This window comes from Streptomyces sp. NPDC005551 (genome assembly GCF_042871785.1).
In the GTDB taxonomy this organism is placed as follows: domain Bacteria; phylum Actinomycetota; class Actinomycetes; order Streptomycetales; family Streptomycetaceae; genus Streptomyces.
In genome coordinates, this window is the sequence record NZ_JBIAJE010000005.1 from 216711 (window position 1) to 241867 (window position 25157).

Below are 25157 nucleotides of genomic sequence, written 5' to 3' on the forward strand. Positions count from 1 at the left end.
CTCACTTCCTGCCGGGGGTCCAGTTCATGCCCCACCCGTAGGCGTGGTCGACGGTGCGCTGCGGGCTGACGCCGCGCTCGGGGATCAGGTAGCGGGCCTCGCGCTGGACGACGAGGTCGCCGCGGTCGCTGGTGATCAGCGCGAGGGCGCAGACGGTGGAGGGCACCGTGCATTCGTCGAGCGAGAAGTCGATCGGCGCGCCGTTCAGCGGCTGGAGGGTGACCTTGGCGTGCAGGTCGGCGAAGGAGCGCGCGCCCTCGTAGATGGTGACGAAGATGAGGATGCGCCGGATGCGCTGCTTGTGGTCGAGGTTGATGGAGAGGTTCTCGCCGCTCGTCGCGGCACCGGTGCGGTCGTCGCCGTCGAGATGGATGTACGGGGGCTGATGCAGCGACCCGAAGGCGTTGCCGAGGGCCTGCACGACACCCTTGCTGCCGTCCGTCAGTTCGTACAGGGCGCACAGGTCGAGGTCGAGGTCCGAGTGCATCGCGACGGCCCGGCCGAGTTTGCCTGCCCATCCCGAGAACTGCTTGCGCACCTCCCAGTTCAGGTTCACCCGCATGGCACCGGACGTGCCACCCTGCTTGCTGAGCGAGACCGACGGGGATTCCTTGGTGAGCGTGACCTTGGTGAGCCGGACCGGCGGCGTGGGAGGTGCGGGCGGCGGAGTCGCTGCGGGCGGCGGCACGGTGACGGGCGGCGCGACGGGCGGGGGCCCGGCCGGCGGGCGCACGGAGACGGGCGGTGCCGCCGGGGGCGGGCCGCCGGCGCGACCGGGCGCGGCCTGGGGCGCCGCCTGCCGGGGTTCGTCCACGGTGATGCCGTAGTCCGTGGCGAGCCCTTCGAGTCCGCTCTCGTAGCCCTGGCCGACGGCACGGAACTTCCAGGCGCCCTGGCGGCGGTAGAACTCGCCGAGCACGAAAGCGGTCTCAACGGTGGCGGCACTGTCGAAACGGGCGATCTCGGTGCCCTGCCGGGCGTCCACCACCCGGATGTACAGGCCCGGGATCTGTCCGAACGTGCCGCCGTCCGTGGAAGCGGCCAGGACGATGGTCTCGATGGCGGGCTCCACGCGCCCGAGGTCGACGAGGAGCGTGTCGGTCGCCTGACCGCCCGCCTCGCCCCTGCCCTCGTGGCGGACCGCACCGGAGGCGTGCTGCGGCTGGTTGTAGAAGACGAAGTCGTCGTCCGAGCGGACCTTTCCGGACACCAGCAGCAGCGCCGACGCGTCGGCGTCGGGCACGCCGGGGCCGGAACGCCGGCCCAGTTCGACACGCAGCGCGGCCGTCGGCACGGCCACGTTCGACCCCTTGGACATTGACATGTACGCCCCCATCGACGTCTTCGCACCGCGCCACCCGGAACAGTGCGGTAGACCCGGCCGACTCCGGATCCGTCCGGGCCAACCTAATCCCCCCGGCCGCGAACGCCCATGATCCGGGCCGGAAGCCCCGCAGCCGACCGCCGGTAACCCCCCAGGAACTGGACCTTTACACGATCTCAACCCCGTTTGGCGTCCCTTTTTGCCGAGTTCGCTCGGATTGGGGATCCCACGTCACCGCCGACACGGAAAACAACCCTCTTATCGGTCTCCCCAACCAGCACATCGTGGGCTTAACTTATGTGCCATGACCTCCCCCCGCTCCACCTATGGCGGCGGTTACTACTCCGCGCCGTCCTTCCCGGACACCCCGATCTACGACTCCCTCGTCGCCGAACGGGGCACCCCTCAGATCGCCCCCATCCGGGTCCCCTCCGCGTACGACACGAGCAGCCACCTGCCCGCGCTGCCGTCTGCTCTTCCCGCGCTGCCCTCCGGGCACTCCCAGCAGGCCTACGGCTACCCGCAGGCCCAGCAGCCCGCACCCCTCCACCAGGCTCCGACCGGCTACATCCCCCAGCAGGCCGCGGGACCCCGTGGCTACCCGGGCCCCCAGCAACAGCAGCCCCGCCCCATGGCGGCCGGCACCGGCTACGAGGCCATGCGCCCCGCGGCTCCCCGCCCCGCCCCCGTGCCGTACCAGGACCCGTACAACAACGGGCAGCAGTACCGCGGTTACTGACCGGCCCTCGACCCGTCGGGGCCGGGACCGGTGCCTGCTGGCACCATGGCCCCATGTCGAACAATCCGGCGCTGCACGCGATTCATGTCCACCCGGTCAAGGCACTGCGGGCCCACGCGGCCGGTGAGGCCGTGGTGGAGCCCTGGGGGCTGGCCGGAGACCGGCGCTGGGCACTGATCGACGACACGGGGAAGGTCGTCACGCAACGCCAGCAGCCCCGCCTCGCGTTGGCCGCCGCCGAGCCCCTGCCCGGCGGCGGCATCCGGCTGTCCGGGCCCGGTCTCGACCCGCTGACCGTCGCGGTGCCCGATCCCCTCGCCACGACCTCCGCGGCGTTCCCGCGCCAGAAGATCGAGACGGTCGCCGCCGACGCGTCCGCGAGCGCGTGGTTCAGCACCTACCTGGGCACGGACGTGACCCTCGTCCACCTCGACGACCCCGCCACGCGCCGGCCCATCGACGACGCCCCGCACTCCCACCCCGGCGAGACCGTCAGCCTCGCCGACGCCTACCCGCTGCTGCTCACCACACTCTCCTCGCTGGACGCCCTCAACTCCCTGATCGCCCAGGGCGACCACCCCGGCGAGGGCCCCCTGCCCATGAACCGTTTCCGGCCGAACGTCGTCGTGGCCGGCACCCGGGCGTGGGCCGAGGACGACTGGGCGCGCATCGCCATCGGCGAAGTCACCTTCCGGGTCGCCAAGATGTGCGGCCGCTGCGTCGTGACGACCACCGACCAGGGCACCGCCGAGCGCGGCAAGGAACCGCTGCGCACCCTCGGGCGCCACCGCCGCGTCGGTGACAAGCTCGCCTTCGGCCAGAACCTGGTGCCGGAGTCCCCCGGCACGGTGCGGGTCGGGGACCCCGTGAGGATTCTCGGCTGACCGCCGCCCGGACCCTCGACGCGCCGGATCCGCTCCTCCCGGACCCGCCCGTCCCGGTCCGGTGAGGGAACTCCCGGGCGGGAACCCGTGGGCCCGGCACCGGCGTTGGGACTGCATGAGCAGTCCACGGGAGGCCGCGGTGACGGGCGGGTGATTTCGCTCTCTCTTCCCCGGGCTCACGGGTGAACGGCCTCGCGGAGGGTTATCACGGAGGCGGAAGGGGGTGCGGGGACGGTGCGAGCACTCGGCGGACTCTGGCGGTGGCGGCGCAATCCGCTGCGGCGGACGACCGATCTCATCGAGGCCTGGCTGGCGTTGACGGCCGTCCTGCTGGTTCTCCTCGCCGCTCCGCTCGCCGGAATCGCCGTCGGGGGCGCCGCGCACCGGGCACTCCAGCAGTCCGTCCGTGACCAGCGCGAGGCACGCCATCAGGTCGTGGCCACCGTGATCAGGCGGCTGGACCGCTCCCCCCTCGACCCGGACCCCGAGACCTCCTCGACACGCGACGCGCACAGCCGGGTGCTCGCCCGCTGGACCGGCCCGGACCGCACCGCGCGGCACGGCACGGTCATGGCCGACCTCAGGGTCCCCCGCCGCGGCGACCGCTTCATCGTGTGGACCGACCGGCACGGCCGCATAGCCGGCCGCCCCCTGGAATCCGCCACCGCGACGACGCACGCCTTCCTGGCCGGGTTCGGAGCGGCGGCGGCGACCGCCGGGCTCGTCGAGGGCGGCAGGCGGCTGATCGTGTGGCGCATGGTCCTTCGCAGGTACGCCCGTTGGGACCGGGCCTGGGACCGGGCGGGCCCGGACTGGGGAAGGACCGGCACCGGCAGCTGACGGCCTTCCCGCTCCGGTCAATGCGCCGTGCCCGCGCACGCTACGGTGGACCGGCCGAACGGTTCGGCACCTTCGTGAGAGGTTGTCCGCGGTCTTCGCATGATCGGATCTCCTCGGGGGATCCGTTCCTCGACATGACGCGGCCGGCCACTCAGGACCCGCGTACGACTAGGTGGGGGCACAGCAGCGCCATGGCACAGGGCACGGTCCAGGTGACGCACACCGGCACGTCGCGGTGGCGGCGCCGCACGGGTGAGTACGCATCGCTGGCCGCCGCCCTGGAGGCCGCGGCCGACGGCGACGTCCTCACCATCGCTCCCGGCACCTACCGGGAGAACCTCGTCGTCCAGCGGGCGGTGACCCTGCGGGGCCCCGACGGCACGCCCGGCTCGGTCCGCATCGCCCCGGTGGACGGGGTGCCGCTCACCGTGCGCGCCTCCGCCGTGGTCCAGGACCTGTACGTGGAGGGCCAGGACGCGGCCGCCCCCGCGGTACTCGTCGAGGAGGGCACGCCGGAACTGATGGACCTCAGGATCGTCACGCGGTCCGCGGCGGGGATCGAGGTGCGCGGCGGCGCGCGCCCGACGGTGCGGCGGTGCACGGTCGACAATCCGGCGGGCGTCGGCATCGCGGTGCTCGACGGCGGAGGCGGCGTCTTCGAGGAGTGCGAGGTCGTCGCGGCCGGCCAGTCGGGCGTCGCGGTGCGCGGCGGCGCCCGCCCCCGCCTGGAGCGCTGCCGGATCCACCACACCTCGGGCGCGGGACTCTCGGCCACGGGCGAGAACTCGTCCCTGGAGGCGGTCGGCTGCGAGGTGTACGAGGTCAGGGGATCCGGGGTGCAGATCACCGGCCGGGCCACCGCGCACCTCACCGACTGCGACGTGCACCGTACGACCGCGGACGGTGTCACGCTCGACACCGACGCCGTCCTCACCCTCGCCGACTGCCGCATCCACGACATCCCGGAGAACGCGGTCGACCTGCGCTCCCGCTCGGTGCTCACCCTGACGCGCACCACGGTGCGGCAGTTCGGCCGCAACGGCCTGTCCGTGTGGGACCCGGGTACGCGCGTCGACGCCAACCAGTGCGAGATCTTCGACAGCACCGGCGACTACCCCGCGGTGTGGGTCAGCGACGGCGCGGCCGTCGTCCTCGAATCGTGCCGGGTGCACGACGTGCCGGACGCCCTGTTCGTCCTCGACCGCGGCTCCCGGGCCGACGTCGTCGACAGCGACCTCTCACAGGTGCGGAACACCGCGGTGTCGGTCAGCGACGGCGCCACCGCGCAGCTCGACGACTGCCGGATCCGGGACGCCGCGACCGGCGCCTGGTTCCGCGACCACGGCAGCGGCGGCACCCTGTCCGGCTGCACGGTGGACGGCACCCAGACCGGCGTGATCGTCACCAAGGGCGCCGACCCCACCATCGAGCGCTGCACGGTCGACTCGCCCGCGGAGGCCGGCTTCTACGTGTCGGCCGGCGGCCGCGGCAGTTTCCACAACTGCCGGGTCACGGGCAGCGGCGGCTACGGCTTCCACGTGATCGACGGCTGCCGCACGACGCTGAAGAAGTGCCGCACGGAACGGTGCGCGCGCGGAGGCTACGAGTTCGCGGAGGCCGCCACCGGCGCGGCGCCCGGCGGAGGGCCGCTGGTCGAGGACTGCACCAGCGACGAGAGCGCCCACCCCCGGCCCCCGGCGCCAGAGACGGCCGTACAGACCGCGAGTCACTCCCCCGGCCTGCTGGGCGCCGTCCCGGACCAGCGCACCGGCGGGCAGGCGCCGGTCGCCGCGCCCGCGCCGGAGCCCGAACGGCCCGCGCGCCCGTCGAAGGCCGTCCTCGGTGAACTCGACGCGCTCGTCGGCCTGGAGAGCGTCAAGCGCGAGGTGCGCGCCCTGACCGACATGATCGAGGTCGGCCGTCGCCGGCAACTGGCGGGCCTGAAGGCGGCCTCCGCGCGCCGCCACCTGGTCTTCACGGGCTCCCCCGGCACCGGCAAGACGACCGTCGCCCGTCTCTACGGCGAGATCCTGGCCTCGCTCGGCGTGCTGGAGAAGGGGCACCTCGTCGAGGTCTCCCGGGTCGACCTGGTGGGCGAGCACATCGGATCGACGGCGATCCGCACCCAGGAGGCCTTCGACCGGGCGCGCGGCGGTGTGCTGTTCATCGACGAGGCGTACGCGCTGTCCCCGGAGGACTCGGGACGCGACTTCGGCCGCGAGGCGATCGACACGCTCGTCAAGCTGATGGAGGACCACCGGGAGGCCGTGGTGGTGATCGTCGCGGGTTACACCGCCGAGATGGAGCGGTTCCTCTCCGTCAACCCCGGTGTGGCGTCCCGTTTCTCACGCACCATCACCTTCAGCGACTACGTGCCGGAGGAGTTGCTGCGGATCGTGGAACAGCAGGCGGAGGAGCACGAGTACCGGCTCGCTCCCGGCGCCTGTGAGGCTCTTCTGAAGTACTTCACGGCGATCCCGAAGGGACCCGCATTCGGCAACGGCCGCACGGCGCGCCAGACGTTCGAGGCGATGGTGGAGCGGCACGCGGGGCGCGTCGCGCAGTTGCACGAACCGAGCACGGACGACCTCACCCTGCTCTACGCGGAGGACCTGCCGGACGTGCCCTGAGGGCCGTCGCCGTCCGGCGGGCGCGGCGGCTCCTCGTCGTCGCAGGCACGCGGGCCGGGCACGTCCGGCGTGAGCCGTGCGAGCAGCCGCTCCCGCTCCTCCGCGAACGCCGGATCCGCCTGGTAGTCGCTGTGTCCGAGGATCGGCGCGGGCAGCGGGTGGCGCTCGGTGCGGCCGTAGGCGAGGGGGTCCTTCAGTGCCTCGCGGTCGACCTGCGGCCCGCAGTCACCCGGCAGCCGGACGGGGCCGCCAATGGGATCCGTGGGGCGGTACAGATTGCGCCAGCAGTCGACCTCGCGGTGCAGGGAGGTCAGCGCGGCCGGCCCGAACTGCGCGGGGAACCAGCGGCCGTACAGTCGCTCCAGCGGTGATCCGTACGTGAGCAGTGCGACCCGCCTGCGGACGGAGGGCTTCAGCTGCCAGGCCGCGGCGGCCGCGAGCACGCTGCCCTGGGAGTGGCCTGAGATGACGAGCCGTCCGCCGGTGGCGCGGGTCCAGGAGGCCATGCGCCAGGTCAGGTCGGGTACGGCGCGCTCCGCGTAGCAGGGAGGAGCGAAGGGGTGGGCGGCGCGGGGCCAGAAGGTGCCGACGTCCCACAGGATGCCGATGGTGCGGCGCGCGGAGGCGTCCTTGTAGGCGCGGCGCCCCCAGGTGACGAACAGGATGAAGCCGAGTCCGATCAGCCAGGAGCCCAGGGTCTGCGCGGTCTGCGCGGCGCCCTGCACGAAGGCGGACGAACCGCGGGCCGCCTCACCGGGCGCCTGCTCGGTCATCGCGGCTCCGAGCAGGGCCGCCGCGCCGAAGAACAGGGTCGCCGCCGAGACGATGCCGACGATGCGGGGCGCGCGGTCGGTGAGGGAGGCGTGCGCGCGCGTGGACGCGATGCGGCGGGTACGGACGGTGTCCTTCTCCTCGCCGGGGTATTCGAGCTCCACCCGCTTCATCTCCAGGCGCCGCAGCAGCCGGGTGCGCCCGGCCAGCCATCCGGCGAGCGCCAGCAGGACCAGCAGCAGGGGCGGGATCGCGGACGCCTGCCACGTCAGCAGCACCGGCGGGCTCACCAGCGTGTCCCGGGTGCCGTCCAGCCAGTCGGCGACCCGCTGGGCCACTCCCCCGGACATCACCCCGCCCAGCGCGCAGGCCAGCATCGCGACGGCGGGACCGGCCAGACCGCGCATCGCGGTGCGCCGGTCGGGACGGGTGCGGTACAGGACACGGGCGACCACGCCGAGCGCGACGACGAGCAGCCCCTGTCCGAGGGAGATGGCACCGAACGTCGTGTCACCCGGCAGCCGTCCCGTCGACTCCCAGCCCGGGCGCGACCAGCCGGCGTACAGCATGGTGAGCCCGAGGAGGACGATCGCGCCCTGTGGCAGCCGTCGGACGAGCGTCTCGTCGAGTTTCCGGTCGAGACGGTGCTCACTGCGGCCCCGGCGGCAGACCACCCACACCACGACGGCCGCTCCCAGGACGAGCGTCGCGTCGAGAAGCCGCCCGAGGGCCTCCAGGAGGGCGGGGCCGCCGGCCCCCCGGTCGTGGCGGGCGGCCGACGTGCCGACCGCCGCGGCCACGGTCAGGAAGCCCGCGGCGGTGTGCGCGGCGCGCAGCCGGGCCACCAGGCGGCGCCCGTACCAGAACCCGGGGCGGCCGAGACCGGTGCGCCCGGTCTCCTCGTCGGGCTCGGCGCGGCGCGACATCGGCTGCTGTGACTCGTATGCGCTCCAGGTGCGGTGGGAGAGGTACCAGAGCAGTCCGGTGAGCGCGGCGGGCACCACTGCAGCCAGCGCCAGCCTGCGCCCCGGCAGGCTCCACCAGCCGCCGTCGGACACGGCGGGCGAGAGGAAGCCGAGCCAGGAGTGTTTCGCGGCGCACGCGCGCGTGCCCGCGCACTGCCAGGCGGTCAGGTCGAGGGCCACCTCGCAGGCGGCGGCCACCAGGAGCACGGTCAGGCTGAGTCCGGCGAGCCGCACGATCAGCCCGTACAGCCGGACGGTCCGGGTCCTGCCCCGGGCGGTGGGGCGCATCCAGTGGGCGAGGTTGACCACCATGAAGGGCAGCAGCAACAGCCACAGGGCCCGGGCGCCGTTGCCCGAGGTCAGGTTGCACCAGACGTACGCCTCGGGCACCGGCGCCGCACGGCACCCGCCGGGGCGCTGTTCGGCGTCGGCGTCGTCGACGCGCCGGTAGACGGCCGCTGTCTCGTCGCCCGTGATCCGTACCGTGCGCGGGTCGTCGAGCATGTCCTGGGGTGTTGCACCGCCGACTCCGTGGACCAGGAGTTCGAGGGCCGTCTCGTCCCCCGCGGGCCGCCCGGGAGGGTCGGCGTGCTCTCCCGTCGAGTGCTGGAGGGAGTCGCCGCGCTCCCCGGCCAAGGCCTGTTCCCGTGCACGCTCCACTGTTCTGCACTTCCCCCGTGCTGCCCGATGGCGTGTCATGTGCAGGCACAGGATCTCCATTCGGGGACCGGCTCACACCTCTCGTCACGGAATCTCCCCTGTACGTGTGACGGTGACGGCCGGAACCCGTGCACAGGCAGTGGCGCGACCGTCGGCGAGCCGTGCGAGGATGGGTCGTCCTCCGGACCCCCGGCGCGGAGAATGTCCCTCGTCGGAGCGGGTCCGGCGGCGTGTCGGGCGGGCTGAGGCGAAAGGAACCGGAGCGGACGTGAGCGAGAATCAGAACCTCCTCGCGGAGCAGCGGCGCGCTCTCATCCTCGACGAGGTACGGCGCCGCGGCGGGGTCCGGGTCAACGAGCTGACGCGCAAGCTCGGCGTCTCCGACATGACGGTCCGCCGCGATCTCGACGCCCTCGCCCGCCAGGGTGTGGTGGAGAAGGTGCACGGCGGCGCGGTCCCGCTGGCCGAGGCGAGCACGCACGAGCCGGGTTTCGAGGCCAAGTCCGGTCTGGAGCTGACGGCCAAGGAGGACATCGCCCGGGCCGCGGCCGAGCTGGTCGTTCCCGGGACGGCGATCGCGCTCTCCGGCGGCACGACCACGTACGCGCTCGCCCACCGGCTCGTCGACGTGCCGGACCTGACCGTGGTCACCAACTCGGTGCGGGTCGCGGACGTCTTCCACTCGGCGCAGCGCGTCTCGGGTCAGCGGCCGGGAGCCGCCACGGTCGTCCTGACCGGTGGAGTGCGCACGCCCTCCGACTCGCTCGTCGGACCCGTGGCCGACCGGGCGATCGCCGCGCTCCACTTCGACCTGCTGTTCCTCGGGGTGCACGGCATATCGGCGGAGGCCGGTCTGTCCACGCCGAACCTGGCGGAGGCCGAGACGAACCGGCGGCTGGTGCAGTCCGCTCGGCGGGTCGTCGTGGTCGCGGACCACACCAAGTGGGGCACGGTGGGCCTGAGTTCGTTCGCCGCGCTGGAGCAGGTCGACACGTGGGTGACCGACACGGGGCTGTCGGCCGAGGTGCGCACGGAGATCGCGGAGCACCTCACGCGCCTGGTGGTGGCGGGTGAACCGGAGGACGGTACGGACATCTGACGGTCCGCCGGACAAGGTGTCGTCCAGACGTCGCCCGACCCCCGGCCCCCCGCCGGTTCAGTCCCGCCACACCCCCGTCAGCAGCAGCGACTCGATCGCCGCCGTGTAGGGCGCGATGTCCAGCCCCTGCTGCTCGAGCCAGGCGTCCGAGTAGTACTTGTCCAGGTAGCGGTCACCGGGGTCGCACAGCAGGGTCACCACGCTTCCCGTGCGGCCCTCCGCGACCATCTCGGCGACGATCTTCAGCGCGCTCCACAGGCCGGTACCGGTCGACCCGCCCGCCTTGCGTCCGATGACCCGCTCCAGTGCGCGCACGGCGGCCACGCTGGCGGCGTCGGGGACCTTCATCATCCGGTCGACGGCGCCGGGCACGAAGCTGGGCTCCATCCTCGGCCGGCCGATCCCCTCGATGCGGGATCCGCAGTCGGTGGTGACGTCCGGATCACCCGTCGTCCATCCCTCGAAGAAACACGAGTTCTCCGGATCGGCGACACAGATGCGGGTGTCGTGCTGCATGTAGTGCACGTACCGCGCGATCGTCGCCGAGGTGCCGCCCGTGCCCGCCGTGGCGACGACCCACGCCGGCTCGGGGAACCGCTCCCGCTCCAGCTGGCGGAAGATGGACTCCGCGATGTTGTTGTTCCCGCGCCAGTCCGTGGCCCGCTCGGCGTAGGTGAACTGGTCCATGAAGTGGCCGCCGGTCTCGACGGCGAGGGCCGCGGACTCCTCGTACATCCGGCGCGGGTCGTCCACGAAGTGGCACCGCCCGCCGTGGAACTCGATCAGCCGGCACTTCTCGGCGCTCGTCGTACGCGGCATCACCGCGACGAAGGGGACCCCGATGAGCTTCGCGAAGTACGCCTCCGAGACGGCCGTCGACCCGCTGGACGCCTCGATGACGGGGCGTCCGGGCCGGATCCAGCCATTGCAGAGGCCGTAGAGGAAGAGCGAACGGGCGAGCCGGTGCTTGAGACTGCCGGTCGGGTGGGTCGACTCGTCCTTCAGATAGAGGTCGATGCCCCACTGCTCGGGCAGCGGGAAGCGCAGCAGATGCGTGTCGGCCGACCGGTTGGCGTCGGCCTGGACCTTGCGGACGGCTTCTTTGAGCCAGGCGCGATACGCGGTGTCGCTGTGGTCGACGTCGAGGGTCTGGCCGGTTCTGGCCGGAGGAGTGGTGGTCACGGCGGGGCTCCTTACGCATTGCGCCGACGCCGGTCGACATGGTCGGACACCTCGATCATAAACATCTTCCTCACGCTTCTCACCTGCATAAACGCATCTTTGAGCAACTCAAAGGAGGCCCTGGGGCACGGGGTGTCGCGGTGCGGGGGCGCATCGGGGCGAGTGCTTCCGCCGCTCCGCGGGACCTCGTCGTGCGTACTGGTGCTCGTCACCGGAGGCGGGCAGACTGCACGGCACGGGGATGCTTCACTGGACCGGGAACCACGCTGGAGCACGACGGAGCGGGAGCCGACCGCGCGAGGGGGCGGGGCATCATGGCGGAGCCGGAGTTCACGGCCACGGGGGTGCGGATCGAAAAGAGGCTGCGCTCACTCACCCGGGCCGGACAGGTCCGGATCAGCGACGGCAGGCTCGAGTTGCTCACCAGCTACGGCAGCGAGATCGACAGCGCGCCGGTACAGGCGGTGCGGGCGTCGAAGCCGTGGTTCGCCCATGACGACCGCGCGTCGGCCGACATCAACGGCACGCGCTACCAGCTCACTCTCGGAGAGCACGATCCGGCGCCGGGAAAGCCGGGCCCGCCCTCGGCACGGCGGTTCATCGAAGCGGTGCGCAGGGCGGCGGGGCGCAACGGTTGAATGCGCCGCGAGTTGCGGGACGGCCTCCCCTGGGTGACGCTGATCTCACGTCACTCTGGGTTTACCGGCGATAACGCTGCGAACCAGCCCGCCGGACATCACAGCAGGCGGTCGTTCCACGCAGCCATCTGCTGGATCCGATCTCCGTCTTCTTCCGGACCTCAATTCGGGGAGTCGCAGCCGTGATCAGCCAGCCAAGCAGGCATTGCACGGTGGGGCTCCAAGCCCTGCCGGCGCGGATCGGCCAGGTCCGCAGAATCGTATCTGCGCAGTTGCGCTACTGGCATCTGGACTCGTTGATAGACCGCGCAGCGCTCGGCGTGACCGAACTCCTGACCAATGTTCACCGGCACGCCCAGCCCGACAAGATGTGCACCGTGGAGATCGAGTTCCTGCTCGACCGGCTCACGGTCTCGGTGCACGACAACGACCCGCGCCTGCCCGTCGTGGAGGACGCGGACCCCTTCGCCACCTGCGGCCGCGGCCTCGCCATGGTCGCCGCCATGAGCGAGAGCTGGGGCGTGCGGCCGAACGGGGACTCGGGCAAGGTCGTGTGGTTCACGTTGCCGGCGCACTCCGCCGCGCTCGCCGCACCGCCCCGACCGCCGTACGGCACCGCTCTGGAGACACCTGCGCACAGGTTCGGCCCCGAGGGACTCAGGCCCGAGCACGCTCCCGCCCGGTCCGCCGTTGCCGGCTGACCGGGCGGCGACCTCCGCGTCGCCCGGCTGCGTCATTCGGCGGCGAGGGCGCGGAGCACGCCCGGCCGCGCCGCACGCCGAGCTGGACGCAGTGCCGCGAGGGCGACCGGATCGACCGCCGTGAGCTGCGCGGGCGGTACCGCGAGGGCGAGGGCGCCCGACCGGTCGGGGACTGCACGTACGGTGAAGTCCGGCCACCGTGAAGCCTCCGGCCGGGAACCCGACGCTCACCGTGCCGGGTCCGCACGGCCGCCTCACCGCGCCGGGTCCGCACGGCCGGCTCACCGCGCCGGGTCCGCACGGCCGGCTCACCGCAGCCGTACACCTCGACGGCCTCGGTGACCCGTGCGGCACGGCGGACCGTGGCCTCCAGGGTGACGGCCCACTGCTCACCCCTGGGGCCGCCGGAGCGGCAGCAGAATCCCACCGACGATGCGGCAGCGGCTCGGCCGGGAACTCCCGGCCGAGCCGCTGCATACACTGCTCACCTACACGCCAGTGATCACGTGTTGCGACGATTCTTGGAATTCGCCCCTCCGCGGCCCGGGCCTTCGCTCGTCTCGTGCCCAGCCGGGTTCCCGCCGGGTGGGGTCACGCCGTGGTAAGGGCCTTGCGGACGAGTCCGGTCGCGACGTCGAGGACGAGGAACGCGAGGAGCGTGATGCCCAGGACGGGCAGTGCCCAGCCGAGAGCGACGACGGCGGGGACGCCGAGGATCAGGACGGGCAGGGGCAGGGTGCGCCAGATGCCGCGCGCGGGGGCCTTGCCGAGGAGGGCCGTGCGGTCCTCGCGGACGGGGCGGCGCTGCCACCACATCCGGTAGCCCCACAGCACGACGAAGACCAGGCCCAGAGCGATGACGGCGAGGAGGATCTGGTTGGCGACGCCGAAGAGCCGCCCCATGTGTCCCTGGACGCCGAGCTTGGTGAGCTTGGCCGTGACCGGATAGTCGGCCCAGCGGGTCTCGGCGGTGACCTCACCCTTCGCGGCGTCGACGGCGACCTTGTCGTAGTGGACGGGCCAGCTGGGATCGTCCTGGGCGACGGTCCACGCACTCGCCGGGTCGGCGGGCGGGGTCACCACCATCTTGCCGCCCAGGCCCTCGTGGCGAGCCACGGCGAGAACCGCGTCGAAGGCAGCGGGGTCGGCCGATGCCGCGTCCTGGCCGGCGTGGTGTCCGGTGTGTCCCGCGTGCTCGTCACCGGCGGCGGTCTCGGCGCCGGGAAGCGCGGTGTCGAGTTCGGGGGCGTGTCCCTTGACCGTGTCCAGGAGTTGCCCGAACCGGTCACCGGCGTAGTGGGACCAGGTCAGGCCGGTCGCGCTGAGGAACAGCAGGCCGAGGGCGATCCACACGCCGGTGGCGGCGTGCCGGCCGCGGGTGCGGCGAACACCCCGGGCGGACCGGTCGGGCAGCAGAACACCGCGCGCGGACCCGGCGCGCTGTCCACGGGCACGTCCCAGCCACAGGACGAGTCCGCCGGCGACGAGCACCCACAGCCAGCTGGCGGCGACCTCGGAGTACAGGCGTCCGGTCTCACCGAGGTGGAGGTTGCGGTGCAGGTCGTCCAGCCACGTGGTGAGCGGGGTCGAGCCCCACCAGGTGGTCAGTTCACCCTTGACCTCGGCGGTGTAAGGGTCGACGAACACGGTGCGCTGCTTCTCGCCCAGTTCCGGCACGGACAGCACCACCTGCGTGGTGTCCCCCGGACCGGGTGGGGTGGTCACGGAGGCAAGGGCGCCCTCCGGGTGGGCGGTGCGGGCCGCGGAGATCTGCTCGGCCAGCGGGCGTGGCTGTCGGCCGGACTGCTCCACGTGCAGCACGTCGCGGTAGACCAGGTCGTCCAGTTGCGGGGTGAAAATGTAGGCCAGCCCGGTCAGGGCGGCCACGAGCAGGAAGGGGGCGACGAACACCCCGGCGTAGAAGTGCAGTCGTACCAGCAGCGCCCGCACGCCCCGCCATGAGCGGACCGGCCGCGTGTCGCCCGCGGTGTCGGAGGCCGTGGTGTCGGCGGCTGCTGTATAGGGGGTCTCGTCGAGGACCGTGTCGGTGGCCTCGGACTCGTCCTGCGGTTTTTGTTCCTGGGTTGAAGACATGGATGCATCCCCAATGGGCACCCGACGTCAGCGACGCGGGCGCGAGTGAAGTTGGCGAGTCGGTCCGCCGGGTAGCGGCGGCATGGCGTGCGCGGCGGAACCGCCTCCCGGGAACGGCTCGATGAGACGCGGCCGTTCCAGGAAGTGCCGTCCAAGAGGGCACGCCGGACTGCGCCCGTCGCACCACTGGGTACGACGGACGGTCAGCGGCAGACTGCAGACATCGGGGGACCCCGGCGCGCGATGTCGTGCTGCAGGAGCACACCACGCACCAACCGCACCGGAACGAAGAACACCGGACGTGCCGGGGACTGCACCTGGCGCACGACACGGATCCGTCCGGCCCGCCGCAGCGGAGCGAAGACGGACACCGCCAGCGCACGGCCGGCACGGAAGACTGCGGCCTCGCCACGCCACAGCCACAGTCCGCACAGCACCGCGGCCAGGGAGTGTGCCACGACCATGCCCAGGGACCCGTGACTCGTCATCGGGCCGTCCATGGGCATCGCTCCCATCGCCGACGACATGTCATGAACCATCCCGGCCCCGGAACCGGCCATGGCGGGGGGAGCGGAGGAGGACTGGGCGAAGTCGAACCACCCGTGCAGAGCGAACTGCACCGCCACCGTTGCACCGGTCACCGCCAGCACACCGCGCTCGCGGGTCCCGGCGATCCACCACGCCCCTGCGGCCGTGGCCGCGAATCCGTACCCCACCGCCCAGGCCGGAACCTCCTGGGACATCAGGGCGTGGCCGAGACCCGTCACTGTCACGCACACGGCGGCGAACACCGCGGCACGTGCGAGACGGAGAGCGGGTCCGGACGACATAGGGAGTCATCATGCCAGCCGCCCCCCGGCACCACCGCGGCGCATCGAAGCACGTCCGGGCGTCGACGATGCGCAGGTTGCGCTGGGAGTTCTCGCCGGTGAAGCGCGGGTTGGTCTTGCGCCAGTCGTCGTCGGCGAAGTCGTCGACGGTGCGGATCTGCCCGGTCAGCAGGCAATGGCCGAGCGGCGAGTAGGGGACGAAGCCGATGCCGAGTTCGTGGAGCAGCGGGAGGATCTCGGCCTCGACGTCGCGGGTCCAGAGCGAGTATTCGGTCTGCAGCGCGGCTACGGGATGCACGGCGTGTGCCCGGCGGATCGTCTCGGGGCTGGCCGCGGAGAGTCCGATGTGGCGGACCTTGCCCTCGGCGACCAGTTCGGTCAGCGCGCCGATGGTCTCCTCGATGGGCTACGAAGGCGGGGCCGGCGGTGACGGCGTCCAGGACCCACTGCAGGCTCCGGTGCGCCTTCCCCTGTGCGGTGCGGCGCCGGGGTGGAGGAGGTCGCCGCGGCGGTTGGCGATGATCGCGACGGCGCCGCGGGCGGCGGCCGGCTCCTCGGCCATGGTGGTGTCGGAGTGCATGCCGACACGCTGGTGGGGCAGTTGAGGATCACGCGGCAGCCTGGACCGTCTGGTTCGAAAACCAGGCGGCTGCCATGAGGGCCTGCATGCGGGTGCGATCGAACCGGCTGCCGGGCGTCAACCCCCTCGAGGGGGCGGAAAGCGGCCGGGGCGTCGGCGAGGGCGGTGTTGATCTGGGCATCGGCCCAGCCCGCGAGGGTGCTGTTGAGCCAGGCGGGGACCGGGGAGGCGAAGCCGAGCTTGTCCCCGCCTGGCCCAGACCTCGCGGGGCAGGCCGAGGGCCTTGGCGGCGTCCCGCAGGATCCGTTTGCCCTGAGCCGGGTCGCTGATCTTGTGCTCGGCGGGCAGCCGGTAGGAGACCTCGATCAGGTCGCGGGCGAGGTAGGGGGACCGGCGTTCGAGCGCGTAGGCGGAGGCGAGCTTGTCGCTGGTCATCACCAGCGGCCTCCAGATCCGCCGCATCGAGCTGCGCGAGGCCACCGCAGCGGGCTCGGACGCGGAGTACCGCGGGGAGGACTTCCGGTGAACTCCGGCGCCGCGTGACCCTCGTCCACCGGGGTCTTCTCACAAGACCAGGTCAGTCCGGGTCCCCGGTGGCCTGGAGGCGGCGCAGGGCCAGGATCAGATTGCCGCTGCCGAACGTCGCGAGAGCGGCGACGCCCCACAGGGTCGCCGTGACACCGGCCCGGTCCAGCACGGCGCCCGCGGCCAGGAAGCCCAGCGGCCCGGCCAGGGTGCTGATCGTGACCACGGCCTGCAACACCTTGGGCCCGAAGCCGTCCGGCAGCCGGGCGGAGAGCAGGCCCATCAGCGGCGCGTTCGCCAGGGGTGCGGCGGCCGATGACAAACCGACGGCGATGACGAGCACGCTGGCTGGCACGGGCACCAGGAGCGTCCACAGGGGCAGAGCGACGCAGACCAGGGCCGTGCAGGCGAGTCGTACGGGGGCGACCCGTGCCGCCAGCGCATAGGCGGCCACCGAGCCCACCAGGCCACCGGCGCCATGGGCGGCGATCAGCAGGCCGCCGACCCTGGCGTCCCCCTCGAACCGGGCGAACGCCAGCACCGGCATGGTGATCATCAGGGTCCGCAGCATGAGCCCGAACACCACGGTGGACAGCATCGCCCGGCTCAGGAACCAGTCGCCGCACAGATGCCGCACCCCCGCCCACAGGCCGCGGGGGCCGGCCGCGGACCCTCCGGCCCCGCCACCCCCTGCCGGGACGCGGCGCAGCAGCAGCAACCCGGAGAAGGCGAACGTGGCCGCGTCCAGCCACACCACCGATGTGGTCCCCACCAGCGGGATCAGCGCGCCCGCGAGCGCCGGTCCGGCGAACGCCGAGCCGTTCTGCACACCTGCCAGCGCGCTGTTGGCGCGGGCCAGAGAGCGGGCGTGCGGGCTCAGCAGTTCCATCGCCAGCACCCGCTGTGCCGCGTGGTACGGAACGGCCAGCGCCCCGAGCGCCGCGACGATCGTCATGAGGACGGCCAGATTTAGCGCGCCCAGGGTCTGCAGCAGCGGGATCAGCGCCACCACCGGAGCGCGGGCGAGATCGGAGACGACCATGGTCCGGCGGGCGCCCAGGCGCTGGATGACCTCTCCGCCCGCGAAGCCGAGCAGCGCCATGGGCAGCACCTGGGCCGCGAAGACCAGGCCCGCCCGGGTGGCCGAGCCGGTGGTCTCCAGCACCAGCCAGGGCAGCGCGAGCATGGTCATCTGGGTGCCCAACGCCGTCACCGCGCCCGCGACGTAGACCGCCGTCAGCGCACGGCTCGGCCTGCCACCCGGTGTGCCGTTCGGCGCTCCGCCGGGCGGGACGGGGGTTGCGCCGGGCCGGGTCGCCGCGATCGTCATCGGGTCGCCCCTTTCTCCTCGGTGGGTCCGGGCCATGTGGTCGCCCCCGCACCCTGTCGCCCGCCCACCGTCCGGTGCCAGGGAAGGACCGGCGGTAGCTCACCGCCGGTGCCGCTGCGCTTTCTTCTCTGCCACGCAGCCCGCCCGTCCGGCAGTGTGATGGCCGTCGGAGCCCACCACGGCCGAGACCACCGGCGGCGGAAGCGGACACCAACGAAGGGAGGGACGGCGATGAGCGGCGGTATCGGAACGGCGGTGCACGTCCCGTCCTTCGCCGCCCGCGACGGGCGGCGAGCGGTCGAGACCCGGTATGTGGACGGTCTCCCGCAGATCGTGGCCTGGGATCTGACGACGGGTCAGCGCCGCCAGGCGACCACCGCACCGCTGGGTGTGGAGACCGCCGCCATCGAGCCGGACGGCCACGGCCTGTGGTGGTTCGACGCCGCTCCCGGCGGTCAAGGCCGCTGGCTGCGCGGGCCGTTCGGGGGCGGGCACCCGCGTCCGGCGCTCGACGGCGTACCCGCCGGGCGGATGCACGGCCTGGCCTTCGACCCCCGCAGCGGCCTCGCCGCCGTCGGCGTCGGGGTCGCGGACCGCTCGCGGTACTACCTCGGCCGACCGGGCGAGCGCGCCCGCCTGGTGGCCGAGGAGCCCGGCTATGCGGCAGTGGTGGGCCTGGCGCCCGGCGGCCGACTGCTGGCCACCGCGGGGTGCCCGGCCGGAGAGGCCGCGGTCCGGCCGTGGTCACCGGCCTCCGGCGTCCTCGTGGACGCCATCCCCGGCGCAGCGGGGGACGGCGGCGCGGTGTGGGCGCTGGGCTTCCGCCCGGACCTCACCACCGCACGGCCGGAACTGCTGCTCGTCCTCGAACGCGCGGGCCGCTACACCCTGGCCTTCTGGCGGCAGGGCGAGGGGATCCGTACGCACGGTCCCGGCTCCGCCCTCGATTTCGATACGGAGATCACCGCCTGCTGGTACGGGCCCGGCCGCACGGCGCTGGTCCAGCAGGACCGGGCGGGACGCAGCCGCCTGCTCCGCGCCGACCTCGACCGCGGTACGACGACGGTGCTTCCCACGCCCGAGGGCACGATCATCGACTTCTCCTGCGCACCCGACCGCACGGTCCACTGCCTGTGGAGCCGCGACGGCGAACCGCCCCGGCCACTGATCTGCCACCCGGAAAGCCCGGAAAACTCGGAAAGTGCGGAGCACCCGGAACCCCCGGAACGTCCCGCCCGCTCCGGCCACTCCGGCCACTCCGGCCGCTCCACGACGGCGTCACGCGGCACGGCGCCCGGCGGAACGACCGGATCCAGGCGCCGCGAGCTGTGGACACGTCGGCCGTACGGGCAGATCCACAGCTTTGTGGCCACCCCGCCCGGCCGCAGGGCGGGCCACCGCCCCTGGCCGACGGTCTTCCTCGTCCACGGCGGGCCCCACACCCACGACCGGGACGCCTATGACGCCCGGACCGAGGCCCTGGTCCGGGCCGGATTCGCCGTGGTGCGCACCAACTACCGCGGCTCGACCGGCTACGGCCCCCGCTGGCGGGACGACTTCGGCCACCGGGTCGGCCTCGCCCAGCTCGAAGACCTCGCCGCGGTGCGCGGCCACCTCATCGACGCGGGAGTCTCGGAGCCGGGCCGTACCGGCCTGTGCGGCTACTCCTGGGGCGGCTATCTGACGCTGCTGGCGATGGGCGTCCAGCCCCGGCTGTGGGACGTGGGGCTGGCCGTCGCCCCGGTGGCCGACTACACGGCGGCGTACCGGGCGACGACGCCGGCGCTGCGGGAGGTCGACGACCGCCTCTTCGGCGGCACCCCCGAGCAGGTGCCACACCGCTATCGCGCGGCCTGCCCGACGACCTATGTGGGCCGCGTACGCGGCCCGCTCTTCCTCGCCGCCTCGGCGGACGACGAGAAGTGCCCTCCGGAACAGATCGAGCGCTATCTCGCCGCGCTGCGGCGCCGCGACGTCCCGCATCGCGTCCGGTGGCTCGGCGGCGGACACGACGTGGGCCGTGACCCAGCCGGACACGCCGCCGCCTGGGCCGCCATGGTGCGCTACGCCGACGACGCGCTGCGCGCCTCCCCCGGAACCGCCGACCGCCGCAACAGCGGGCGGACCGGCTCGCACCACCCCGTCCACCACCCCGAAGAAAGGTCAACCCCATGAAGCGTCACGGACTGCGCGTCGACCCCATCAGCGCCACCGAGCGGGAGCGCGGGATCATCATTCCGCCGGACACCCAGGCCGCCCTGGACAAGGCGGTCCCGGTCCGGCCGAACGGCCCGGCGCGGACCTGCACCACCCGCACGAAGAAGAACACGGAGAAGAAGTCGCCTCTGCAGTGAGCCCAAGCAGCGCCGTAGCGGGGTGCCACGCTTGGCACCCCGCCGCGGCGCCGGCCGTACCGGTGAGGACAGGAAAACATCATGACCACAGCTACGGCAGCGACGGCAGCACCCCGGACGAACAGTCCCCGACCGGAGAAGCATCGGCCGGACAAGCCCGAGACGACGGAACCGCGCCAGAACCCGCCGACGTTCCTCAGCGACCCGTACCCGACCCTGGCCAGGATGCGGCAATCGGCCCCGGTCTCCGTGCTGCACAGCGACGGCGGCCTGCGGCTGTGGATCATCCCGCGCTACGACGATGTCCGGGCCGCGCTCTTCGACCGCCGCTTCGCGCAGGATGTGCGGCGCGCCCAGGCCCTGGCCGACAGCCGGGTCGAGGGCGTCAACCTGGGCACCGAGATCACCCATATGCTCAGCAGCGATCCGCCCGACCACACCCGCCTCCGCCGCGTGGTCCAAGCGGCGTTCAGCCGCAAGCGGGTCGAGGCGATGCGGCCGATGGTCGAGCGCATCACCCTCGAACTCCTCGACGGGCTGGACGCGGCAGCCGCGCGCCACACGACCCGCACCACCACCGCCACGGTGGACCTGATACGTGATTTCGCCTTCCCGCTGCCCATCCTCGTCGTCTGCGAATTGCTCGGCTTCCCGCCCGAGGACCGCGACCTCTACCGGAAGTGGTCGACCGCCATCGTCACCCAGGAGGGCGACCACGCGGCGTTCCGGCGAGCCGTTCAGGAGATGGGCTCGTACGTCCTGGCCATCGCCGACCGGCGTATCCGCCGCAATGACCGTCCCGCCGATCTGCTCACCGAGCTGCTGGCGGCCCGCGAGCGCGGGGAGCTGACGGACGACGAGATCGTGGGCATGGTCGCCCTGCTGCTGATCGGCGGGCATGAGACCACCGTGAACCTGCTGGGCACCTCCTGCCTCGCGCTGCTGCGCGATCCCGGCCAGGCCGCCTGGCTGCGCGCCGATCTCACCCGGATGCCCAGGGCCGTCGAGGAGTTCCTGCGCTACGACTCCCCCATCTGTATGGCCACCACCCGCTTCACCACCGAGCCAGTGGATGTCGGCGGGGTGGAGATCCCGCAGGACGAGTTCGTGCTGCTGTCCCTCGGCGCGGCCAACCGCGACCCGGCGCGCTTCCAGGACCCCGACCGCCTCATCCTCGACCGCCGGGACGCCGGCCATCTCGCCTTCGGCGGTGGCATCCACCGCTGCCTCGGGGCCCTGCTCGGCAAGCTGGAGACCGAGATCGCGCTCACCGCGCTCCTCGCCCGCTTCCCCGGAATGACCCTGGCCTGCCAGGAGCGCGACCTGCGCTGGCGCAACACGATGATGCTGCGCGGCTTGGAGGCGCTGCCCCTCACCCTGCGCCGCTGATCCTCGCCCTGGCCCTGCCGCCCTCACCATCGCGCCCTGGGCCGGGTCGGTCAAGGAGAACGGGACACGGGGTGCGCAAGGGGGAACCGCGCCAGACGTACGGGCCGCCGACCGACGCCGACCCGCCGGTCCGCCGATCAGGCGCCCGCCCGGGACCGTAAGATCGGGTGCCCTGGTGGTGGGGTGAATATGGTGAAGCGGCGCCCTGGCACCACGCCGACGCTGGAGGAAGTGGCCGCGCTTGCCGGGGTGGGGCGGGGCACGGTCTCCCGCGTCATCAACACGCGACCGGTGTCAAGGAGTCGACCCGGCGTGCCGTGCAGCAGGCCATCGCCGAGCTGGGCTACGTCGTCGACGTGCTGGCGACGGTAGGCGACGACCAGGGCGACGAGCGCGCCGGTCCCGGCGACCACTCCGAAGGAGAGCTTCACCAGGTCGAAGAGCGTCTCGGCGTCGAGTTTCCGGTTGCTGTCGATCTCCTTGAAGTCGAGCAGCACCACCAGGCCGTAGAGGATGCCGCCCGCGGACAGGACAGCGGCAGCGAAGGCGAGGCCCAGCGCCCAGTCGACCTTCGACAGTCTCAACTCCCGGTCGGCTTGCGTGGACCACGGCTTCCGGTTGGCTGTCATGAGGAGGGAGACAGGCTCGGAAGCCCATGGTTGCACCGAGCGACCGCTTCGGCTTCCGTACTCTGCGGACAGGCTCGTCACTGGAGCCCGCGCTCCGCACGCGCTGCAAGTAGACCAACCGGAGCGTCCTGCCGCCCGGCATGAAGGCCCTCGCCGAGTTCGGTGGGCCTTTCTGCTGTCAGGTAGTCGCGGGCTTGCGCTGAAGTGCTCGTACCGGAGCGAGGCACTCGTTGCGCAGCGGGCTCGCGCCGGGGCCGTGCTTCTGGGTCGGCCGCTGACACCGGGCGCAGGGGCCGACGTTGGCCGTGGAGCAGGTGGGCGGCTCGTACTGCGGGGCGGAAGTGCTCATGGCGGGCCTGTCCTTCGGGATGGAGCACGAACGACGTGGCGCCTCGAACAGGAGTAGAACGCGGGCAGACGGCGTCCGGGGACCATGGTCTGTCGCCACGCGGCCGACGGCGGGCGCTATCCCTGTGGCCGCGTCCTCTGCCTGCGGGCCGGGTACGCCCGAGTGGGCTCGGGGCAGGGGCTGCGGCAGGTCGCCGCCCTGACCCGGCTTGCGGGACGGAGCGGCTGCGCTGCGGTGAGCAACCTTGAGCCCCTGATGAGGATCTGAAAACGGCCAGGCCCGCTCTCGAGTCCCCACTTGGTTGCGCGTGCATCGAAGGCCGGAGTCGCCCGTCCCCGTAGGATCCGGCGGCACGTCGCCCCCGGTGAGGCGGTCCCGCTCCACCTGAAGGCGGTCGCGTTCGCTGGTCACCCGAGCGGTGGGAGGCGAGGACGACTTCCGCAATGGCCAACCGGCTGCGACTGCGGAAATCGCTGTCCGATCACCGGAGCACGGTGATAGACATCCGGCGTGGAAGAGAATCTTGAGTTCCCCGACCTGTTGAGACTGATCGATGAACGGTCGACCGCCTTCCGCGCCGTGGTCGCCGCCGCGCCCGGTCTCGACGCACAGGTGCCGACCTGCCCCGGGTGGACGCTGTTCGATCTGGTGAAGCACCTGGGTGGGGGAGATCGTTTCTGGGCCGCCATCGTCGGCGCGGGGCCCGCCGACGCGCCCCCGGCCGAGGCCGTCGCCGCGCGCGCCGCGCTGGAAGTGCCGCAGGAGCGCGAGGCCCTGCTGGCCTGGCTGGACGCGTCGACGCAGCTTCTGCTGGGCGCCCTGCGTGCGGCGGGACCGGAGAGCGGTTGCTGGACGTGGTGGCCCGCGTCGCAGTCTCCGCAGACCGCCGGCGGCACCGCCCGGCACCGGGTCCAGGAGACCGCGGTGCACACCTACGACGCCCAGCTCGCCGGGGGCGCACCGCAGCCGCTGCCGGTCGAGCTGGCACTCGACGGTGTGGAGGAGTTCCTGTTCACCGTCTGCGCAACGCCGAGTGCCTGGCCGCACAAGCCCACGGCCTTCGACTTCCACGCCGCCGAGGGCTGCTCCTGGCGCCTCACGGTCGACGGCGACGGAGCACGCTCCACCCGCATCCCCGCGCTCACTGCCGCGACCGGCGAGGACTCGGACGCAGCCGGCGCCTCCGTCCACGGCACGGCCGGTGAGCTGGTCCTCTACTTGTACGACCGGATCCAGGCCGACTCCTTGCACGTTGACGGAGACGCAGGGCTGCTCGACTTGCTCCGCGCCTGGGAGCCGGAGGAGAAGTAGGACGTAGCAGGGGCGGTTGGCAGCGCCTCGAGCCGGTAGGACACGACTCTTCGCCAGGTTTTTCAGGTTCGTCAGTCGCAGCACCGGGCTCGAACCTGCGAGGCGGCCTCGGGGCGTCACCAAGCCGACCGTCTACCTGGTCAGAGCTCGAACTCACGACCTCCGCACGATCGGAGACGACTACGTCGATAGCCGGGCAACCGCCGGCCGGCTCGCTCTCCGTATGCAGCGAGCCGGCGGTTCTGCGTCGAGGCCGCCCCCTGGCCGCGCTCCTGGTCCCACGAACCCGCCAGATGATCACCAGAACCATCCCGAAGGCGCGTGTCGCGGCTGCGGCCACAGCCGGAGGTCGTAGGCCCGCCGTCCGTCCGGTGCGTCGTAGTGCGCCCGTACGACCCTGCGGCAGAAGTCGCCGTTCACGTGCAGGTTGATCCGTACCACCTCGTAAGGCCCGTAGGTGGCGGACAGCGGCATCGCGCGGCACGTCGTGCGAGGGGTTGGTACTCGACCGTGCGCTGCGGGGCCTTGCCGAGGCGGCTGCGCGCGATTCGCGGATCGCGGCCGCCCGGGACCGCCTGGAGGAATGGCTGCTGATCATGGCGGCGGCGGTGCAGCCACGCGCGGAGTACGCGGTCGTGCACGGCGAACTGGGACCCGACCATCCCGTGGCGATCGACATCGAGGGACTGATGCACGATGCCTACCAGCGGCTGGAGGCGGATGGCTTGGACGAGGACCGGCTCGCGCTCTACATGCTCGCGCAGCGTTTGTCTCTGACAGCGGGCCCGCTGCGACTGCTCGACGGCACTTCCCTGACCGGGCGTTCATGGCGGGCATCGCCGAGTACAACCTGAAGCAGGCATTCGAACCGGCCCACGCCTGAAGCTCTGGCAACGTGCAGTCTTTCGGTGTCGGTCGGAGGTGTGCTGGGGGACGCCGCGATGTCACTCCGGATGAGACAACGTCAAGTGGCTGAAGAAGCGTCGAACTTCGACTCAGCCGCCCACCCGGCAGGCAGCGTGGGGCTGTCCACCGGGACGGCGACCATCAGCTCGGGCAGGGCCCACACGCGCCTCTACCCCCACCTGCGGTGGCAGAGGCTGACAATGCCGGGGCCGGCGACGCCGTCGGCGCGCTGGCACAGCTGCCGCATCTGCCCGGGTCCCGGCTGCGGGTGGGGACGGTTGGGCGCGGTCCGGGCGCGCGGGTGCCGCGCGGGCGGCTTCGGCTGCACCCGGAGCCGGGGCGCGGCGCGTTCGCGGGGAACCGGGCTGGCGGCAGGCGCGGCGCGCGGTGAGCGTTGGACCGGCGCCGCGTGCCGGCGGGCACGCTT

The 25157-nt window shown here is 72.5% G+C and carries 21 protein-coding genes and 3 pseudogenes; 13 read left to right on the forward strand and 11 right to left on the reverse strand.

Annotation, left to right across the window (positions count from 1 at the left end; all coding sequences use genetic code 11):
- Window position 1: 1 nt before the first annotated feature.
- Complete coding sequence (locus ACFYP4_RS16380) at window positions 2-1324, reverse strand: TerD family protein (RefSeq protein ID WP_388785908.1); 1323 nt, start codon at window positions 1322-1324, stop codon at window positions 2-4.
- 304 nt (window positions 1325-1628) lie between these two features.
- On the opposite strand from ACFYP4_RS16380, the gene ACFYP4_RS16385 reads away from it, so the two are divergent.
- The 4 genes from ACFYP4_RS16385 to ACFYP4_RS16400 all read left to right on the forward strand — a co-directional run bounded on the left by ACFYP4_RS16385 (window position 1629) and on the right by ACFYP4_RS16400 (window position 6417).
- Window positions 1629-2063, forward strand: a complete 435-nt coding sequence (locus tag ACFYP4_RS16385; protein ID WP_358852181.1) for a DUF6643 family protein — start codon at window positions 1629-1631, stop codon at window positions 2061-2063.
- 53 nt (window positions 2064-2116) lie between these two features.
- Window positions 2117-2947, forward strand: coding sequence for an MOSC domain-containing protein (locus tag ACFYP4_RS16390; protein WP_358852182.1), 831 nt, complete (start codon window positions 2117-2119; stop codon window positions 2945-2947).
- Between the two features lie 234 nt (window positions 2948-3181).
- Entirely contained in the window at window positions 3182-3787 is a 606-nt protein-coding gene (locus ACFYP4_RS16395) for a hypothetical protein (RefSeq protein WP_388785910.1), read from the forward strand.
- A 191-nt stretch (window positions 3788-3978) separates the two neighbouring features.
- Window positions 3979-6417: a right-handed parallel beta-helix repeat-containing protein gene (locus ACFYP4_RS16400; protein WP_388785912.1), complete on the forward strand. Its 2439-nt coding sequence runs from the start codon at window positions 3979-3981 to the stop codon at window positions 6415-6417.
- On the opposite strand, the gene ACFYP4_RS16405 is transcribed toward ACFYP4_RS16400, so the two are convergent.
- Window positions 6387-8657, reverse strand: coding sequence for a hypothetical protein (locus tag ACFYP4_RS16405; protein ID WP_358852192.1), 2271 nt, complete (start codon window positions 8655-8657; stop codon window positions 6387-6389). The genes ACFYP4_RS16400 and ACFYP4_RS16405 overlap by 31 nt on opposite strands.
- Window positions 8658-9081: 424 nt before the next feature.
- Between ACFYP4_RS16405 and ACFYP4_RS16410 the strand changes: the two genes are divergently transcribed.
- Window positions 9082-9912 (forward strand): DeoR/GlpR family DNA-binding transcription regulator, encoded by an 831-nt coding sequence (locus tag ACFYP4_RS16410; RefSeq protein ID WP_358852185.1) that lies wholly within the window; start codon window positions 9082-9084, stop codon window positions 9910-9912.
- Between the two features lie 57 nt (window positions 9913-9969).
- Here the strand turns inward: ACFYP4_RS16410 and ACFYP4_RS16415 are convergent, their stop codons facing one another.
- Window positions 9970-11094 carry a PLP-dependent cysteine synthase family protein gene (locus tag ACFYP4_RS16415; protein ID WP_358852186.1) on the reverse strand — a complete coding sequence of 375 codons (1125 nt, stop codon included), beginning with the start codon at window positions 11092-11094 and terminating at the stop codon, window positions 9970-9972.
- 314 nt (window positions 11095-11408) lie between these two features.
- Here ACFYP4_RS16415 and ACFYP4_RS16420 point away from each other — a divergent pair, with 314 nt between their 5' ends.
- On the forward strand, window positions 11409-11732 hold the full coding sequence (locus tag ACFYP4_RS16420; RefSeq protein WP_358852187.1) for a hypothetical protein: 324 nt from the start codon (window positions 11409-11411) through the stop codon (window positions 11730-11732).
- Between the two features lie 182 nt (window positions 11733-11914).
- Window positions 11915-12433 carry an ATP-binding protein gene (locus ACFYP4_RS16425; RefSeq protein ID WP_358852188.1) on the forward strand — a complete coding sequence of 173 codons (519 nt, stop codon included), beginning with the start codon at window positions 11915-11917 and terminating at the stop codon, window positions 12431-12433.
- 591 nt (window positions 12434-13024) lie between these two features.
- Here ACFYP4_RS16425 and ACFYP4_RS16430 read toward each other — a convergent pair.
- From ACFYP4_RS16430 to ACFYP4_RS16455, 6 genes and pseudogenes are all read right to left on the reverse strand, one after another.
- Entirely contained in the window at window positions 13025-14527 is a 1503-nt protein-coding gene (locus ACFYP4_RS16430) for a PepSY domain-containing protein (RefSeq protein WP_358851309.1), read from the reverse strand.
- Between the two features lie 203 nt (window positions 14528-14730).
- A complete protein-coding gene (locus ACFYP4_RS16435; RefSeq protein ID WP_388785916.1) occupies window positions 14731-15357 on the reverse strand; it encodes a hypothetical protein in 627 nt (208 codons plus the stop codon).
- Window positions 15358-15418: 61 nt separating this feature from the next.
- Window positions 15419-15763, reverse strand: a pseudogene (locus tag ACFYP4_RS16440) (aldo/keto reductase); the annotation flags it as partial.
- Window positions 15764-15937: a hypothetical protein gene (locus ACFYP4_RS16445; RefSeq protein ID WP_358851323.1), complete on the reverse strand. Its 174-nt coding sequence runs from the start codon at window positions 15935-15937 to the stop codon at window positions 15764-15766.
- Between the two features lie 117 nt (window positions 15938-16054).
- Window positions 16055-16399 (reverse strand): asparagine synthase-related protein, encoded by a 345-nt coding sequence (locus ACFYP4_RS16450; protein ID WP_388785918.1) that lies wholly within the window; start codon window positions 16397-16399, stop codon window positions 16055-16057.
- A gap of 115 nt (window positions 16400-16514) precedes the next feature.
- Window positions 16515-17792, reverse strand: a complete 1278-nt coding sequence (locus ACFYP4_RS16455) for an MFS transporter (protein WP_388785920.1) — start codon at window positions 17790-17792, stop codon at window positions 16515-16517.
- Between the two features lie 231 nt (window positions 17793-18023).
- Here ACFYP4_RS16455 and ACFYP4_RS16460 point away from each other — a divergent pair, with 231 nt between their 5' ends.
- From ACFYP4_RS16460 to ACFYP4_RS16475, 4 genes and pseudogenes are all read left to right on the forward strand, one after another.
- On the forward strand, window positions 18024-19967 hold the full coding sequence (locus ACFYP4_RS16460; RefSeq protein WP_388785922.1) for a prolyl oligopeptidase family serine peptidase: 1944 nt from the start codon (window positions 18024-18026) through the stop codon (window positions 19965-19967).
- Window positions 19964-20146, forward strand: a complete 183-nt coding sequence (locus ACFYP4_RS16465; RefSeq protein WP_037934591.1) for a hypothetical protein — start codon at window positions 19964-19966, stop codon at window positions 20144-20146. Before ACFYP4_RS16460 ends, ACFYP4_RS16465 begins: the two co-directional genes overlap by 4 nt.
- 225 nt (window positions 20147-20371) lie before the next feature.
- Window positions 20372-21535 carry a cytochrome P450 gene (locus ACFYP4_RS16470; RefSeq protein ID WP_358851305.1) on the forward strand — a complete coding sequence of 388 codons (1164 nt, stop codon included), beginning with the start codon at window positions 20372-20374 and terminating at the stop codon, window positions 21533-21535.
- 189 nt (window positions 21536-21724) lie between these two features.
- Window positions 21725-21900, forward strand: a pseudogene (locus ACFYP4_RS16475) (LacI family DNA-binding transcriptional regulator); the annotation flags it as partial.
- 442 nt (window positions 21901-22342) lie between these two features.
- On the opposite strand, the gene ACFYP4_RS16480 reads toward ACFYP4_RS16475, so the two are convergent.
- Window positions 22343-22513 carry a hypothetical protein gene (locus ACFYP4_RS16480; RefSeq protein WP_388785924.1) on the reverse strand — a complete coding sequence of 57 codons (171 nt, stop codon included), beginning with the start codon at window positions 22511-22513 and terminating at the stop codon, window positions 22343-22345.
- A gap of 510 nt (window positions 22514-23023) precedes the next feature.
- On the opposite strand from ACFYP4_RS16480, the gene ACFYP4_RS16485 reads away from it, so the two are divergent.
- Entirely contained in the window at window positions 23024-23824 is an 801-nt protein-coding gene (locus ACFYP4_RS16485) for a maleylpyruvate isomerase family mycothiol-dependent enzyme (RefSeq protein ID WP_358851304.1), read from the forward strand.
- A 297-nt stretch (window positions 23825-24121) separates the two neighbouring features.
- Here ACFYP4_RS16485 and ACFYP4_RS16490 read toward each other — a convergent pair whose 3' ends face one another.
- A complete protein-coding gene (locus ACFYP4_RS16490; protein WP_358851303.1) occupies window positions 24122-24298 on the reverse strand; it encodes a hypothetical protein in 177 nt (58 codons plus the stop codon).
- Here ACFYP4_RS16490 and ACFYP4_RS16495 point away from each other — a divergent pair.
- Window positions 24298-24707 (forward strand): annotated as a pseudogene (locus ACFYP4_RS16495) (aminoglycoside phosphotransferase family protein); the annotation flags it as partial. The gene ACFYP4_RS16490 and the pseudogene ACFYP4_RS16495 overlap by 1 nt on opposite strands.
- Window positions 24708-25157: the final 450 nt, after the last annotated feature.

What these genes read in the sequence shown, in the direction of transcription:
- ACFYP4_RS16380 (WP_388785908.1), bottom strand. Translation starts at nt 1,324, where the DNA reads ATGTCAATGTCCAAGGGGTCGAACGTGGCCGTGCCGACGGCCGCGCTG.
- ACFYP4_RS16385 (WP_358852181.1), top strand. Translation starts at nt 1,629, where the DNA reads ATGACCTCCCCCCGCTCCACCTATGGCGGCGGTTACTACTCCGCGCCG.
- ACFYP4_RS16390 (WP_358852182.1), top strand. Translation starts at nt 2,117, where the DNA reads ATGTCGAACAATCCGGCGCTGCACGCGATTCATGTCCACCCGGTCAAG.
- ACFYP4_RS16400 (WP_388785912.1), top strand. Translation starts at nt 3,979, where the DNA reads ATGGCACAGGGCACGGTCCAGGTGACGCACACCGGCACGTCGCGGTGG.
- ACFYP4_RS16405 (WP_358852192.1), bottom strand. Translation starts at nt 8,657, where the DNA reads ATGCTCGACGACCCGCGCACGGTACGGATCACGGGCGACGAGACAGCG.
- ACFYP4_RS16420 (WP_358852187.1), top strand. Translation starts at nt 11,409, where the DNA reads ATGGCGGAGCCGGAGTTCACGGCCACGGGGGTGCGGATCGAAAAGAGG.
- ACFYP4_RS16430 (WP_358851309.1), bottom strand. Translation starts at nt 14,527, where the DNA reads ATGTCTTCAACCCAGGAACAAAAACCGCAGGACGAGTCCGAGGCCACC.
- ACFYP4_RS16435 (WP_388785916.1), bottom strand. Translation starts at nt 15,357, where the DNA reads ATGTCGTCCGGACCCGCTCTCCGTCTCGCACGTGCCGCGGTGTTCGCC.
- ACFYP4_RS16445 (WP_358851323.1), bottom strand. Translation starts at nt 15,937, where the DNA reads ATGCACTCCGACACCACCATGGCCGAGGAGCCGGCCGCCGCCCGCGGC.
- ACFYP4_RS16450 (WP_388785918.1), bottom strand. Translation starts at nt 16,399, where the DNA reads ATGCGGCGGATCTGGAGGCCGCTGGTGATGACCAGCGACAAGCTCGCC.
- ACFYP4_RS16455 (WP_388785920.1), bottom strand. Translation starts at nt 17,792, where the DNA reads ATGACGATCGCGGCGACCCGGCCCGGCGCAACCCCCGTCCCGCCCGGC.
- ACFYP4_RS16460 (WP_388785922.1), top strand. Translation starts at nt 18,024, where the DNA reads ATGAGCGGCGGTATCGGAACGGCGGTGCACGTCCCGTCCTTCGCCGCC.
- ACFYP4_RS16465 (WP_037934591.1), top strand. Translation starts at nt 19,964, where the DNA reads ATGAAGCGTCACGGACTGCGCGTCGACCCCATCAGCGCCACCGAGCGG.
- ACFYP4_RS16470 (WP_358851305.1), top strand. Translation starts at nt 20,372, where the DNA reads ATGCGGCAATCGGCCCCGGTCTCCGTGCTGCACAGCGACGGCGGCCTG.
- ACFYP4_RS16480 (WP_388785924.1), bottom strand. Translation starts at nt 22,513, where the DNA reads ATGAGCACTTCCGCCCCGCAGTACGAGCCGCCCACCTGCTCCACGGCC.
- ACFYP4_RS16490 (WP_358851303.1), bottom strand. Translation starts at nt 24,298, where the DNA reads ATGCCGCTGTCCGCCACCTACGGGCCTTACGAGGTGGTACGGATCAAC.